Here is a 14,478-nt window from a genome sequence, read left to right on the forward strand (position 1 = left end):
GGTGCAACCTTCTCGCGGAACATGCCGCGAACCATGCAGCCAGGTCCCCGCCCGCTCGTCTGGGGAAGTGACCTCTGGCACCGGGGAAGGAGTGCCAGAAAGCTCGGAGCGGGTGGAGACCTCGCCGCAGGTGCGCCGGGCGAGACCACGTTCGTGAGGTTGCGACTCGGGGAGCTCGAGAAGACGCGACGGGCATCGCCGCGCTCGGATCGGCTCAGATCAAGCCCGGCAGCACCTCCTCGGACAACACGGCGAAGGACCGCTCCTGCTCCGCGAGGTAGTCGTGCCAGGTCTGGGCCGCCCACAGCTCGACCCGGGTGTTGGTCCCGATGACGACGCAGTCCCGACTGTCCCGGTCCAGGCCCGCGTAGTCGCGCAGGGGTTGCGGCACCAGCACCCGCCCCTGCTTGTCCGGCACCGCGTCGGAGGCCCCGGCGTAGAGCACGCGCATGTAGTCGCGCGCCGCCTTCGAGGTCACCGGGGCTCGGCCCAATTGCTCGGCGATCCGGGTGAACTCCGCGATGGGCCACACATAGAGGCAGCGTTCCTGCCCCTTTGTGATCACAAGGCCCTCCGCCAGCTCGTCCCGGAACCGCGCCGGCAGGATCAGCCGGCCCTTGTCGTCCAACCGGGGCTCGTATGTGCCCAGAAACACCGAGCACCTCCGGCCGCCGTCAGGAGCTTGTGGGCTCCATTTCCCGCCACTCTACTCCACCAAACCCCACGGTCAACCCTTTTCGGGCGCGTCACTCTGTTCCCACTGATGACAAAAGCCCAGGTCAGAAGGGGTGACGCGGAAGAACCACCCGATTGCGCGCCCCCCGCACGCCACTCCCCCGCATCGGGCGCGGGTTTCGGCCTTTTCACCTCTGGGCTCCCGGTATGAATCTCCCATTCGGGGATTAGCACTCATAACGCAAAAATGCGGCGATCCATCCGCATACGGACGGTGTGACTCCCACCACGAAGCGGATCGGGCCCGCAATCGCTAACGTCCTGACCATGGTCGATCGTCTTGTCGCAGCCAACCGCCTCTACGCGGAGCAGTACCGGAACCCCGGTATGTCCGCCATGCCGGTCCGCCACACGGCGGTCGTCACCTGCATGGACGCCCGCCTGGACGTGCACGCGATGCTCGGTCTGGACCTGGGCGACACGCACGTGATCCGCAACGCGGGCGGCGTGGTCACCGACGACGTGGTGCGTTCGCTGACGATCAGTCAGCGGCACCTGGGCACCACGCAGGTGGTACTGATCCACCACACCCAGTGCGGCATGCTCACCGTCACCGAGGACTTCCGCCGCGAACTGGAGGCCGACACGGGCCTGCGCCCGCAGTGGGCGGTCGAGGCGTTCGTCGATCTCGACGGCGACGTGCGCCAGTCGATGAACCGGGTGCTCCGCTCCCCGTTCCTCCCGCACCGGGAGACCGTGCGCGGTTTCGTCTACGACGTCACCACCGGCCTGTTGCGCGAGGTTTTCCCGCTCTCCGACGTGCAACCGGAAGACGCCTCCGCGCAGTCATAGGCTCCGTCGCCTCTCCCGCCGACCCGAATTCCGGATCGGCGCGGCACCATCGAGGGGATCGACCCGTCTCGGCCGAAGCCCTTTTGTGCCGACCGGATCGCCCTCCACGCCGCGTCGGCTACCGTCCGGAGTCGCAACGCGCGTTGTCCGGGCCGTCCAACGGGGTGACGGCAGCGCACGCTACCGGGAGAATCGGCCTGTGGCCCTGACCCAGGGCATGCACAACGCGGTTCCAGGGAGGGGCACGGGTGTCGACGTTCAACGATCAGGCCGGTCTGGGGGATCTGACGGTCACCACCGATCGGATCCGCGGGGCCATGGAGACCGTGATCGAGGGCAAGCCCGAGGTCGTCCGCCTCGCCTTGACGGTGCTGCTGGCCGAGGGCCACCTGCTCGTCGAGGACGTTCCGGGAGTCGGCAAGACGATGCTGGCGAAGGCCCTCGCGCGATCCGTCGATTGCGACATGCGTCGGGTCCAGTTCACCCCGGACCTGCTGCCGTCGGACATCACCGGCGTCAGCGTCTTCGACCAGGAGAAGCGCGAGTTCGAGTTCAAGCCGGGCGCCATCTTCGCCAACATCGTGGTCGGCGACGAGATCAACCGGGCCTCGCCGAAGACCCAGTCCGCGCTCTTGGAGTGCATGGCCGAGCGCCAGGTCACCGTCGACGGCACCACCTACGAGTTGAGCGCGCCGTTCATGGTGATCGCGACGCAGAACCCGGTGGAGATGGAGGGAACGTATCCTCTGCCCGAGGCGCAGCGGGACCGGTTCATGGCCCGCGTCTCGATGGGATACCCCGCGATCGACGCCGAGTTGCGGATGATCGGCGGCCACAGCGCCGGCTCCCCGCTGACCGACCTGACCCCGGTGGCCGACGCGCGCGACCTGGTCCGCCTCGCCGACGCGGTCCGCCGGGTGCACGTATCCCCGGCCGTCGCGCGCTACGCGGTCGACCTGGTCAACGCCACCCGCCGCTCGCCCGAACTGCGCCTGGGCGCCTCGCCGCGCGCCACCCTGCACCTGGTCCGCGCGTCCCGGGCGGCGGCCGCGCTGGACAACCGCGACTACGTCCTGCCGGACGACCTGCAAACCCTGGCCGTCTCGGTGTTGGCCCACCGCCTGCTGCCCACCGCCGACGCGCAGATGGCCCGGCGCACCCCGGAGCAGATCGTCGCCGACATCGTGCGCCAGGTCCCGGTCCCCGGCGCCCCCACCGGCCAGGCCCCGCAACCGGCCCAGGGCCGGGCGGCCGGCGCGCCGCAGATCGTGCCCGCCCCGCCGGTGCCGCCCGCCCACCAGCCCTACCCGGGCGGCGTCCCGCACCACAACGGCGGCCGGCCGTACCCGACGCAGGCGCCGACCGCGCACGAGGGCTACGCGCCGGTGCCGTCCGACGGCCGCCTCGGCGGCACGGGCTCCGGGGCGGCGCGCTGACGTGCGTACCGCACTGTCGGGCCTGACCACCCGGGGGCGCTCCTTCCTCGCGGCGGGGATCGCCGCGAGCATCTGCGCGGTGGTCCTGGGCCAACGTGACCTGCTGCGGGTCGGCTTCCTGCTCACCGCGCTGCCGCTGGTGGCGGTCCTGATCGTCGCCCGCACCCGGCACCTGGTCACCAGCGCCCGCGGGCTGGAGCCGCCACGGGTGGCGGCCGGCCACGAGTCCCAGGTGCGGCTGCGCGTGGACAACGTCTCGCGCATCCCCACCGGTCTGCTGATGCTCGAGGACCACGTGCCCTACGTACTCGGCTCGCGGCCCCGCTTCGTGCTGGACCGCATCGAGCCGCACGGCAACCGGCACGTGTCCTACCGGGTGCGCTCGGATCTGCGCGGGCGTTTCCCCGTGGGTCCGCTGCGGTTGCGGATGGCCGACCCGTTCGGGATGTGCGAGCTGACCCGTTCCTTCGCCGCCCGGGACACCCTCGTGGTCACCCCCGCCGTGCAGCCGCTGCCCGCGGTGGACCTGGGCGGCGAGTGGACCGGCTACGGCGACAGCCACGCCCGCAACGTGTCCGCGTCCGGCGAGGAGGACGTGGTCCCGCGCGAGTACCGGCACGGCGACGACGTACGCCGGGTGCACTGGCGCTCCACCGCCCGCCGCGGCGAACTGATGGTGCGCCGCGAGGAACAGGCCTGGCAGAACCGGGCCACCGTACTGATCGACACCCGCGCCGGCGCGCACGTCGGCGACGGACCGGCCTCGTCCTTCGAATGGGTGGTCTCGGCCGCCGCGTCGGTGGGTGTACACCTGTGCCGGCGCGGCTACACCACCCGCCTGCTCGACGCCGAGGGCGACGCGCTCGCCGGGGACCTGGAGGGCATCAGGGCCGCGCCCGGCGACCTGGAGGGTTTCCTGCTCGACGCGCTCGCGGTGGTGGAGACGGTGCCGGTGAACGCCCTTGACCAGGCCGAGCCCGCGCTGCGCGACCCGGCGGGCGGCGGGCTGACCGTCGCCGTGCTCGGCGCGCTGACCGAGGACGACGTCAAGCGGCTCGGCCGGGCCCGACACCGCTCCGGGCGCGGGGTCGCGATCGTCCTGGACGTGAGCACGTGGGGCCGGGTGCCCGGAGCGCTGCCGCACGACAGCGCGGTGGGCCTGCTCCGCCAGGCCGGCTGGCGGGTGCTCTCGGCCCGGGCCGGCTCCCGGCTGTCCGAGCTGTGGCGCTCGGCCGGCCGGGTGGGCGACCCGGCCGCCGCCGGCTCGATGTCCTACGCCGGCACCGCGCGCGCCGCCGCCCCCGCGGCTCCCGCGCCGGTATCCACGCCCGCCGCCTCGGGCCCGCCGCCGCGCCCCCGCGCGGCGCCCACGATCGGGGGCTCCACCGTCGACGGAGGGGAACGGCCATGACCGGCCGACTGCGTCTGGCCCTGGTCGCGGCCCTCGCGACCGCGCTGACCTCGTCCGCACTGCTCCCGCTGGTCGACGCGGGCCGTTGGATCGCCCAGGGACTGGGCGCGATCCTGCTGGTCGCCCTGGTCGGCGAGGGGGCCCGGCGGATTCGGGTGCCGCGTCCGATCGTGGGATTGACCCAGGTCGCCGCCCTGGTGCCCTATCTGCTCCTGGTCTGCGTCCCCGACGCCAGCGGCCCGATCCCGACCCCGAGCAGCGTCGACGCGTTCGTGGAGTTGATGCGCACCGGCGGACAGGACATCCGCGAGTTCAGCACGCCCGCGCCCGCCACGCCCGGGATCGTCGCGATCCTGCTCACGGTGATGGGCGGCGTGGCCGTGATCGTGGACATGATCGCGGTGACCTACGCGCAGGCCGCCCCGGCGGGCCTGCCGCTGCTCGCGCTCTACAGCGTGCCCGCCGCGCTGTCCAAGTCCGGCCTCGGCTGGGCGGTCTTCCTGATCGCGGCGCTGGCCTACGTCCTGCTGCTGCTCGCGGAGGGCCGCGAACGGCTGCTGCGCTGGGGCAGGCCGCTGGCCCCGCCGATACCGCCCGGCTATCCGCCGATGCGCCAGTACCGCCCGCCCGCCCGCGGCGGCGGCCGGATCGGCGTGGCCGCGCTCGCGGTGGCCGTGGCGGTGCCCGCGCTGATCCCGCTGAGCGCCAACCGGCTCCTGGACAAGAACGACAACGGGCCGCAGTCGCATCGGCTGACCACGATCAACCCCGTGGTCAAGCTCTCCGACGAGCTGAACCGGGCGGAGAACCGGGAGTTGATGCGCTACCGCACCAACGCCGCCTCGCCCGGCTCGATCTATCTGCGGATCTCCTCCCTCGACCGGTTCGACGGCCGCTCCTGGCAGCCATCGGAGCGGCAACTGACCGACGTGCCGAAGGACTTCCCCAAGCCGCCGGGCCTGGACCAGGGAGTGCGCACCACCGAGGTGGTCACCCGGGTCGAGTCCGACCGGGACTACGACCAGGGTTCGCTGCCGATGCCCTACCCGGCGACGCAGGTCCAGGTGAAGGGCAGTTGGCGCTACGAGCCCGAGGGTCGCCTGCTGCTGGCCGACAACAAGCAGGGCCTGCGCGGCCTCGGCTGGACGGTGACCAGCCTCGACGTCGAACCGACCCCCGCGCAGCTCAAGGCCGCCGGCCCGCCGCCGCCCGGGCTCGCGCCCTACGTGGCGCTGAACCTGCCGCCCGACATGGTGAACCGGATCCGTCAGCAGGCGCAGCGGATCGGCGGCAACGGCACCTCCTACGACCGGGCCCGCAACCTGGAGGAGTGGTTCGCCCGCTCCAACCAGTTCCGCTACGACACCAAGGTCCCGCCGGGCAACGGCGCCTCGGCGCTGGAGAACTTCCTGGAGCAGAAGGTCGGTTACTGCGAACAGTTCTCCTCCGCGATGGCGGTGATGGCCCGCACCCTGGGCATCCCGGCGCGGATCGCGGTCGGCTTCATCCCCGGCACGCAGCAGGCCGACATGAGCTACAAGGTCAGCAGCCACGACGCGCACGCGTGGCCGGAGCTGTACTTCTCCGGCGCGGGCTGGATCCGGTTCGAGCCGACCCCCTCCCGGGGCAACTCGCCGTCCTACGCCCAGCAGGACGTGGCACCGGTCGCGCCGTCGGCCACACCGGGCAGTGCGGGCGACCTGCCCACCAAGCAGCCGCAGACGGTGCCGAGTGCCGGGCCGTCGACCGCCACGACCAGCGCGCCGGCCGCCGTCGGCGCCTCCTCGGACGGGCCGCGGTTGTCCGGCCGGGTGTTGCTGATCGGCGGCGCCGTGCTGCTCGTGCTGCTGCTCGTGGTGGCGCCGATGCTGGTCCGCACCCGGGTACGCCGACGCCGGTTCGCGGCGCTCACCCGGGACGTGGCGGCCGACGTCGATGCCGACGACCGCGCCGGGCCGGTGCTCGGCGGGTGGGCCGAGGTGCTGGACACCGCCCGCGACCTGGGCCATCCGGCGCCGGACGCGGAAACCCCGCGCCAGGCCGCCGAACGGCTGCTCGCCGTGCTGGCGGTCGACGCCGCCGCCGGCGAGGATGCCGGGGACGCCGACGACACCGGGCGACTCGCGGCGGGATCGGCCGTGCTCGCCGCCCGCGAGGCGCTGCCGCGGATCGCGCTCGCCACCGAACGGCTGTTGTACGCGGCCACCCCGCCGGTCCGCGAGCCGGGCCTCGGCGAGGACGTGCGGGCGGTCCGCCGGGGTCTGCTGGCCCAGGCCGGACGCGGTCGCCGGTTGCGGGCGAGCCTGCTCCCGCCGTCGTTGCGCCGCCGGGGCGGGCCGAGCCGGGCCGAGCGGCGGTACACGCTCGCCGAGCGGTTCCGGCCCCGGCTGCCGCGGCGCCGCCGGGGCGGGGGCCCGGGCGGCACACCGAAGCCGGCCGACCTCGGCTGAGCGGCGGGCGGCCCCGGCCGCCCGCCCGACCCGGGGCCGCCCGGCCGCCCTGGGCACCGGGGCACGACGACAAAACGCCGGTGGCGGTGACCTCCGATTCCCTCGGAGGTCACCGCCACCGGCGTTGTCGTTTCGTATGCCGCCCCGTCTCGACGTCGCGCCCGGGACTCCACCCGTGGCGACCGGGTCTCCCCGGTCGCGTCGTCGACGCGGTGCGGTATGCGCCGAACGTCAGCCGTTCTCCTCGCGTCGACGACGCCAGCGGTCCTCGATGCGGTTCATCACCTTGGCCTTGTTGCGCCGCCGCGGTGCACGGCCGCGGCCCGCGCCGCCGCCTTCGCCCGCGTCGGCCGTCGCCGGTCCCCGACGCCAACCGGTGACCGCGAGGAGCGCCCCACCGAGCATCGCCAGAAAGCCGATGACACTGACCCAGATCTGTTGGACCATCATGCCGGTCATCAACAGGACGATGCCGAGCAGGAATCCGAGGATCGCCTGAACGGTGCGTCGCCGGGTATGCCGGCGCATGCCGGCTGCTTCGAGCGCTGTCGCGAATTTGGGATCTTCGGCGTAGAGCGCTCGCTCCATCTGCTCAAGCATGCGCTGCTCGTGCTCTGAGAGCGGCACGGCGTCCTCCTTCGTCGGCCGCGACGCGACCTTGCGGCCCTTTCAGGATAGGCAGGTAATCGCTGTCGTGAAAGCCACCCTCGGCACGGGCTCGACGCCCGACACCGCGTGAGGGTTCACCACATCGATTCCCGCCCCTTCCCACACTTGTGCCCTGCCCGACGCACGCTCATGTCCCCCGGTCAGGGCTTCGATGATATGCGGCCCGGGCGGGTTCGCGCTGAGGGATGGGGCCGGGTGGGTCCGGGTGGGCGGCGCGCGGGGTGCCCGGGGTCGGCGGCGGGCGGCGGTTCAGCGCCCTCGCGGACCCCGTGTCCGGGGCCCGCGACCGAGCAGGGTGGCGGCGGTGAGCGCCGAGTCGCCGAATCGGCCGCGCACCGCGTCGGCCGCGCGCTCCACCTCGCGCCGGCCCGGATCCCGTTCGCCGAGCACCAGTTGGCGCGGAGAGCCGCCGCCGACCAGGCCCTCCACCCGGATCCCGACCAGGCGCAGCCGGGCCCGTTCCAGGCCCAGCGCGCCGTGCAGCAGGCAGGCCACGTGGTAGATCTCGTGGCCCACGTCGGTGGCCTCGCGCAGGGTCCGGCTGCGGGTGATGGTGCTGAAGTCGGCGAACCGGATCTTGATCGTGACGGTCCGCCCGGCCGTCTTCGCCCGGCGCAGCCGGGTCGCGGTGCGGTGCGCGAGGGCGAGCAGGGTGCGGCGGATCGCCACCGGGTCGTCCACGTCGGTGGGGAAAGTCTCCTCGGCGCCGATACTGCGTTCGGGTTCCCAGGGGATCACCGGCCGGCGGTCCCGTCCCCAGGCGAGTTCGTACAGCCCGCGGCCCGCGGCGGCGCCGAGCGCGCGGCTCAGCGTCTCGACCGAAGTGTGGGCGACATCACCGATGGTGGTCAGGCCCAGATCGGTCAACAACGCGCCGGTGCGCTCGCCGACGCCCCACAGGCGGTCCACCGGGAGCGGGTGCAGGAAGTCCACCACCTCCTCGGGGCGGATCACGCTGAGCCCGTCGGGTTTGGCCAGCGCGCCGGCCAGCTTGGCGGTGAACTTGGTGTCCGCGATGCCGACCGAGCAGGTGATGCCCTGCTCGTCGAAGATCCGGGCGCGGATCGACTCGCCCACGATCTCCGGCGGGCCCAGGCGGCGGGTGACGCCCGCGAGGTCGAGGAACGCCTCGTCCAGAGACAGCGGCTCCACGCGTGGGGTGATCGAGCGCAGCACCTCCATGACGCCGCCGGAGACGCGGGCGTAGTCGTCGTACTCCGGGGAGAGGAAGAGCGCGTGCGGGGCGAGCCGGCGGGCCCGGGAGGTTGCCTGGCCGGCGTGCACGCCCAGCGCGCGCACGTCGTAGGTGGCGGAGAGCACCACCCCGCGCGGGCCTTGGCCGGCCACCACCAGGGGGGTGTCGCGCAGGGTCGGGTCGCGGCGGATCTCGACGGACGCGTAGAAGGCGTCCATGTCGACGTGCATGATCGCCTGCGGCGGCGCGGATCGGGCGGTGCTCATCCGGCACCGCCCGTCCGGGCGTCGCGGCCGGGGCGGAAAGCGGGCCCCGGGCGGGAAGCGGTCCTAGTTCGCCGGCTTGCCCGCGAGCAGGTGCAGCTGGGTGGCCAGGGCGCGGTACTCGGGCTGTTCGGCCGCGGCGCGTTCGAGGTCGAGGAGGGCGTCGAACGAGCCCGGGTCGTCGACCAGGACGCCCGGGACCAGGTCGGCGAAGACCCGGATCGCGTGCACCGGGCCCGCCTCCAGGCCGGCCTTGGCGACCAGCGCGGTGAGGTCGGCGACGGTGAACCGGCGCGGCATCGGGTCGGCCGGGCCGTAGCGGCCCTCGGGGTCGGCGAGCAGGTCGCGGGCCTGGTCGAAGTGCCCGGCGAGGGCGCGGGCCAGGACCGCGCCGGTGCGGTTGGCCGCGAGCAGGCTGAGCGTGCCGCCGGCGCGCAGCGCGCGGACGATCCGGCCGAGGTCGGCCGCGGGGTCGTCCACCACCTCGAGGACGCCGTGGCACAGCACCACGTCGGCGGCGTCCGGCTCGACCACGTCGAACAGGTCGTGGGTGTCGCCCTGGAGGGCGCGGACCAGGTCGGTGACCCCGGCCTCGGCTGCCCGGCGCTCCAGCGCGGCGAGCGCGTCGGGGCTGGGGTCGACGACGGTGACCCGGTGTCCGAGTCGGGCGATGGGCACCGCGAGGTTGCCGGTGCCGCCGCCGGTGTCGAGCACGTCGAGGACGTCCCGCCCGGCCGCCTCGGCCCGTCGGTCCAACGCCTCGCGCAGCACCTGCCACACGACGGCGGTGCGCATCGAGCTGCGCCTGCGCGTCTGGTCGGACACGAACACCCTCCTCCGGAACCGGTCGGGTTCCACCTTAGAGCGTGTACGGAGGTCATCCCGCGCTCCCGGGGCTGGCGTGCCACAGCTTGCGCGGGGCCTGCTTGGCGGCGGTGCCGGCGGGACGCAGGTCGGCGTACGGGGAGACCTTGAAGCCGCTGGCGTGCACCAGGACCCGGCGCTCGGCGGGCGCGGCGGGCGCCGGCCGTGCCTGGGCCATCAGCTCGTGCACCGCCGGGACCCCGCCGATGCTCCAGGCGTCGTGCAGCGCGCCCAACTCCCAGCAGCCGGTGGCCCGCAGCGACACACCGCGCGGTCCGGTGCGGCGCAGCACCCCGCGCACCACCAGCAGCCAGGAGTGGAACAGCGTGGCCGCGTACGGGTCCTGGGCGTCCTCGAAGAAGGTGGTGTCGACCGGTCCGGTGGCATCGTCCAGGGTCAGGAAGATCACCCGGCGGCCGGAGCGGATCGGCGGTGTCTGGGTGGCCACCTTGACCCCGGCGACCAGCAGTTCGGCGCGGTTGCGCCGGTTCAGCAGGTCGCGGGCGCGGGTGATGCCCAGGTCGGCCAGGAACGGCGCGTGGAAGTCGAGCACGTGGCGGCCGGCGTCCAGGCCGAGCACGTCGAGTTCGGCCCGCACCCGTTCCACGTCGGTGAACTCGGGCAGGCCGGTGGCCGGCGGGATGTCGGGGGCCAGGCCCAGGTCGAGTTCGGCGCCCTCCTGGTGTCGGCTGCCCCGGGCCCGGCCGGCCCGGCCGAGGCGGTTCAGGTCGGCGAGTTGCAGGAGCAGGTCGCGGCGGGTGGTCGGGGCCGGGTGCACGGCGTCGAACGCGCCGATGGTGATCAGCCGTTCGGTGGTCGGGCGGGACGCGCCGCTGCGGGCCCGGAAGTCGACGAGGGAGGTGTACGGGCGGTGTGCCAGCACGTGGGCGACCTCGTCGGCGCCGATGCCCTTGATCTCGGCCAGTGGGATCCGGATGCCGGGCGGCCCCTCGGGGAGGGGTTCGACCCGGTAGACGTCGTCGGAGCGGTTGACGTCGACGCCCAGGATCGGCACGCCGAACTGGCGCGCGTCGTCCAGGATCAGCCGTTTGGGGTACATCCCGGGGTCGTGGGTGAGCACGCCGGCCAGGAACGCGGCGGTGTGGTGCGTCTTGAGCCAGGCGGACTGGTAGGTGGGCAGCGCGAAGGCGGCGGCGTGCGCCTTGCAGAAGCCGAACGAGGCGAATGCCTCCAGGACGTCCCAGATCTTGTCGATCACCGGCCGGCTGTAGCCGCGGTGCGCGGCGAGTTCGTACAACCAGTCCCGGACGGCGGGTTTTCGCTCGTGGCTGCCCAGCGCGCGGCGGGCCACGTCGGCGCGGGCGAGGTCGCACCCGGTGGCGATGTGGATGATCCGGATCACCTGTTCGTGGAAGACCACCACGCCGCAGGTCTCCGCCAGCGCCTCGCGGAAGTTCTCGTGGATGTAGTAGGGCTCGGTCCAGCCCTGGCGGGCGGCCAGGAAGGGGGTGACCATGTCGCTCTTGACCGGGCCGGGCCGGAACAGCGAGATGTCCACGATGATGTCCTCGAACGTCTCCGGGGCGAACTTGCCGATCAGCTCGCGCTGTCCGGGCGATTCGATCTGGAAGCAGCCGAGGGTGCGCGTGGAGCGGATCAGGTCGAACGTGGCCCGGTCGTCGTGCGCGATCGTGTCCAGGTCGGGGGCGGCGCCGTCGACTCGTTCGATCTCGGCCACCGCGTGCGCCATCGCGGACTGCATCCGCACCCCGAGCACGTCGAGCTTGAGCAGTCCCAGGTGTTCGACGTCCTCCTTGTCGAACTGGCTCATCGGGAAGCCCTGCGCGGAGGTCTCCACGGGGGTGCGGTCGAGGAGCGTGGGGTTGGACAGCAGTACGCCGCACGGGTGCAGGGCGAGGTGTCGGGGCAGGCCGTCGAGCCGGGCGGCGAGCGCGAACAGGCCGTCGAAGCCGCCGTCCCGGGCGAGTCGGTGGTTGCGCAGTTCGGGCAGGTCGCGCAGGGCCGGGCCGAGGTCGCGGGCGCGGATGTGCGGGAACGCCTTGGCCAGTTCGTCGATCTCGCCGGCGGCCAGGCCAAGGGCCGCGCCGACGTCGCGGATGGCGTGCCGGGCGCGGTAGGTCTCGGCCATCGACACGCAGGCGCAGCGCTCCGGGCCGAAGACCTCCATGATCCGCCGGTAGACGTCGGTACGGCGGGCGGATTCCACGTCGACGTCGATGTCGGGCAGCGCGGTGCGCCGGTCCGAGACGAAACGCTCCATCAGCAGGCCGTGTCGGAGCGGGTCGACGCCGGAGATGCCGAGCAGGTGGTTGACCAGGCTGCCCGCGCCGGAGCCGCGGGCCGCGCAGCGCACGCCCATGTCCCGGATCAGGTCGACCACGCCGGCCACGGTCAGGAAGTAGGACGGCAGGCCGAGTCGGCCGATCAGCGCCAGCTCGTCGTCGAGGCGACCCAGCGCCTCGGTGGTGGGGGCGATGCCGCGCAGCCCCAGGCCCGCCTCGCACCGTGCGCGCAGCTCGGCGCCGGCCCGGCTCGCGGGCACGCCCAGCACCTCCGGCTCGGGGTAGAACACGCTGCCCAGGCCCAGGTCCCGGGCCGGGTCCAGGACCAGCTCGTCGGCCAGCGCGCGGCCGGCGCCGAGCAGCGCGGCGGCGGTGCCCCGGCCGGCCAGGCAGGTGATCTCGGCGGCGACGGCGACCATGTCGAGGGTGGGCTTGAGGTATGCCTCGGAGCCGGTGCGGGCCAGGTGGTGCGGGCCGAGCGGGACCAGGCGGCGGGCCGAGTCGAGCACGTCGGCGACCACGGCGTCCTCGCGGTCGGCGTAGCGCACCGCGTTGGTGAGCACGGCGGGCACGCGGTGGGTGTCGGCGAGGGTGAGCATCCGGGCCGCGTGGACGGCGGATCCGGCGCGGCCCGGCGGCGCGAGGTGGCACACCAGTTCGAGGTACAGGGCGTCGTCGGGCATGCCGGCGCGGGCCCGGGCGAGCAGTCGTTCGGCGAGCGCGGGCCGGTCGGCGGCGAGCGCCCGGCCGATCTCGGAGTCGGGTCCGGCCAGTACGACCACGGCGCCGTCGGTCGCGGCCAGCGCCTCCCAGGTGGTCACCGGGTTGGCCCGGTCGCGCCGGTGCGCGTCGCTGATCAGCCGGCACAGCGCGGCCCAGCCCGCCTTGCCCCGGGCGAGCACGGTGACCCGGGGATGCCCGGGGTCGGTGAACGCGCCGCCGCGCGCGGGGGTGCGCCGGATCCGGCCCGGCGCGACGGGATCCGGCTCGACGGGCAGCACCCCCAGCTCGGCGCCCAGAATCGGCCGGATGCCCGCCGCGAGGCAGCCGCGCGCGAAGGCGACCGCGCCGTACACCCCGTCCCGGTCGGTCAGCGCGAGGGTGTCCAGGCCGTGTTCGACCGCGCGCTCGATCAGGGTGCTCGGGTGCGAGACGCCGTAGCGCATCGAATGCCCCGACGCGACGTGCAGGTGGGCGAAGGGGCGGTTCGATCGATTCGGTCGGTTCATGGGTGGTGCCGGTTCTTGGGTGGGGGTTCGGTGGCGGGGCGTTCGAGGAACGGCGTTCAGTCGACGGGCGGGGGTGGGGCCGGGATCGGGGGCAGCGCGAGCAGGCGCACCACCAGGCGGAAGAAGGTCTCGACGTCGCGGATCAGGTCGTCGGCCTCGCGGCCGGTGACCGCGCCGGGCAGGCCCGCCTCGGCGGCGGCGCGTTTGCGGGCGCCGGACGCGAAGAAGACGGCCCACTCGACCAGCTCGGGCGCCACCTTCGGCAGCAGCTCCCATGCGCTGCGCGGGGCCCGCCGACGCCGGCCCGGACGCTGCTCGTCGGCCTGCGCCCGGGCGGCGAGCACGGCCGCGGCCACCCGCAGCGCGGCCAGGTGGGCGGTGGCGTAGCGCTCCGCCGCGTCGGGGTTGACAGCGGCCTCCGTGAGCCCGCGCCGGGCCTGGGCCAGCAGGTCGAGCGCGCCGCGCGGGGCGGACGACCAGCGCACCGGCGCCCGTCGGATCGGCGGCGGCTCGGGTATGTGGGCGGACTGGTTCACACTCGTGCGCACACTCGCGCTCGCGCTTGCGCTCACGGAGTCACCTCCTCAATCGGCGGTCCGAGCCAGCGTCCAGGTCCCGGCGCCGGCGTCCAGGCTGAGGTCGTAGACACCCAGTGGCGCGCTGCGACCGGCTCCGGCCTCCACCCGCCACACCTCGCGCTCCCCCGTCGTCACGACGGCGGCCCGCGAACGCGCGTGCTGCCACCACTCGCCGGTCTCGACCCAGTGGCCGAGCACTTCCCGGACCACGTAGAGCCGGTCGTGCCACAGGAACCGCGCGGGGTCCCCACCACTGCGCAGCACCTCCACCGGATCGGTGTGCAGACGCGTCATACGGCTCCTCCTCTGCCGAGGCCCGGGCCGCGATGCGCTTCCCCACGCACCGCGACCCCGGCTGCCCATCCGTTTGCCCCGTGCCGTTCGAGTCGAACTTTTCTATCGAACAAAAGTTCGATCCCGTTTGCCAGTAAAGCTCGCTCCCCCACCCACGTCAACGTCATTGCCGCAGTACCGGGCGAACCGGCGTGTTCGATCGATGTTCGAGCATGTTCGCGTCGAACGACCCCCGTCCCGTCCACCGTGACAGGCCACTCCGACAGCCGACCCGCCAACGACTCCGACCACCGACGCC

The 14,478-nt window shown here is 73.6% G+C and carries 11 protein-coding genes; 4 read left to right on the forward strand and 7 right to left on the reverse strand.

Annotated features, from left to right (window positions below):
- Positions 1-214: 214 nt before the first annotated feature.
- On the reverse strand, positions 215-655 hold the full coding sequence (gene mraZ / locus ACH4XV_RS12565) for a division/cell wall cluster transcriptional repressor MraZ (protein ID WP_078977589.1): 441 nt from the start codon (positions 653-655) through the stop codon (positions 215-217).
- A 347-nt stretch (positions 656-1,002) separates the two neighbouring features.
- Between mraZ and ACH4XV_RS12570 the strand changes: the two genes are divergently transcribed.
- From ACH4XV_RS12570 to ACH4XV_RS12585, 4 genes are all read left to right on the forward strand, one after another.
- Positions 1,003-1,527, forward strand: coding sequence for a beta-class carbonic anhydrase (locus ACH4XV_RS12570; protein ID WP_395789030.1), 525 nt, complete (start codon positions 1,003-1,005; stop codon positions 1,525-1,527).
- A gap of 248 nt (positions 1,528-1,775) precedes the next feature.
- On the forward strand, positions 1,776-2,963 hold the full coding sequence (locus ACH4XV_RS12575) for an AAA family ATPase (RefSeq protein WP_395789031.1): 1,188 nt from the start codon (positions 1,776-1,778) through the stop codon (positions 2,961-2,963).
- A gap of 1 nt (position 2,964) precedes the next feature.
- Positions 2,965-4,374, forward strand: coding sequence for a DUF58 domain-containing protein (locus tag ACH4XV_RS12580; protein ID WP_380012713.1), 1,410 nt, complete (start codon positions 2,965-2,967; stop codon positions 4,372-4,374).
- The gene (locus ACH4XV_RS12585) at positions 4,371-6,824 is read left to right on the forward strand and encodes a transglutaminaseTgpA domain-containing protein (protein WP_395789033.1); all 2,454 of its coding nucleotides are present in this window, start codon (positions 4,371-4,373) and stop codon (positions 6,822-6,824) included. The genes ACH4XV_RS12580 and ACH4XV_RS12585 overlap by 4 nt, the downstream gene beginning before the upstream one ends.
- Before the next feature lie 231 nt (positions 6,825-7,055).
- Here the strand turns inward: ACH4XV_RS12585 and ACH4XV_RS12590 are convergent, their stop codons facing one another.
- From ACH4XV_RS12590 to ACH4XV_RS12615, 6 genes are all read right to left on the reverse strand, one after another.
- The gene (locus ACH4XV_RS12590) at positions 7,056-7,451 is read right to left on the reverse strand and encodes a DUF3040 domain-containing protein (RefSeq protein WP_380012707.1); all 396 of its coding nucleotides are present in this window, start codon (positions 7,449-7,451) and stop codon (positions 7,056-7,058) included.
- 291 nt (positions 7,452-7,742) lie between these two features.
- Positions 7,743-8,954, reverse strand: a complete 1,212-nt coding sequence (gene dinB, locus ACH4XV_RS12595; protein WP_395789036.1) for a DNA polymerase IV — start codon at positions 8,952-8,954, stop codon at positions 7,743-7,745.
- A gap of 63 nt (positions 8,955-9,017) precedes the next feature.
- The gene (locus ACH4XV_RS12600) at positions 9,018-9,776 is read right to left on the reverse strand and encodes a methyltransferase domain-containing protein (RefSeq protein ID WP_126638308.1); all 759 of its coding nucleotides are present in this window, start codon (positions 9,774-9,776) and stop codon (positions 9,018-9,020) included.
- 52 nt (positions 9,777-9,828) lie between these two features.
- Positions 9,829-13,308 carry a DNA polymerase III subunit alpha gene (locus tag ACH4XV_RS12605; protein WP_395789038.1) on the reverse strand — a complete coding sequence of 1,160 codons (3,480 nt, stop codon included), beginning with the start codon at positions 13,306-13,308 and terminating at the stop codon, positions 9,829-9,831.
- 56 nt (positions 13,309-13,364) lie between these two features.
- Positions 13,365-13,880, reverse strand: coding sequence for an SAV_6107 family HEPN domain-containing protein (locus ACH4XV_RS12610; RefSeq protein WP_395789040.1), 516 nt, complete (start codon positions 13,878-13,880; stop codon positions 13,365-13,367).
- Between the two features lie 12 nt (positions 13,881-13,892).
- Complete coding sequence (locus ACH4XV_RS12615) at positions 13,893-14,180, reverse strand: DUF6504 family protein (RefSeq protein ID WP_126638310.1); 288 nt, start codon at positions 14,178-14,180, stop codon at positions 13,893-13,895.
- Between the last annotated feature and the right edge of the window lie 298 nt (positions 14,181-14,478).

Source organism: Embleya sp. NPDC020630, from assembly GCF_044334985.1.
In the GTDB taxonomy this organism is placed as follows: domain Bacteria; phylum Actinomycetota; class Actinomycetes; order Streptomycetales; family Streptomycetaceae; genus Embleya.

Bases quoted from the DNA above. Each gene is read 5' to 3' on its own strand.
- ACH4XV_RS12570 (WP_395789030.1), top strand. From the start codon at position 1,003: ATGGTCGATCGTCTTGTCGCAGCCAACCGCCTCTACGCGGAGCAGTAC.
- ACH4XV_RS12585 (WP_395789033.1), top strand. From the start codon at position 4,371: ATGACCGGCCGACTGCGTCTGGCCCTGGTCGCGGCCCTCGCGACCGCG.
- dinB (WP_395789036.1), bottom strand. From the start codon at position 8,954: ATGAGCACCGCCCGATCCGCGCCGCCGCAGGCGATCATGCACGTCGAC.
- ACH4XV_RS12605 (WP_395789038.1), bottom strand. From the start codon at position 13,308: ATGAACCGACCGAATCGATCGAACCGCCCCTTCGCCCACCTGCACGTC.
- ACH4XV_RS12615 (WP_126638310.1), bottom strand. From the start codon at position 14,180: ATGACGCGTCTGCACACCGATCCGGTGGAGGTGCTGCGCAGTGGTGGG.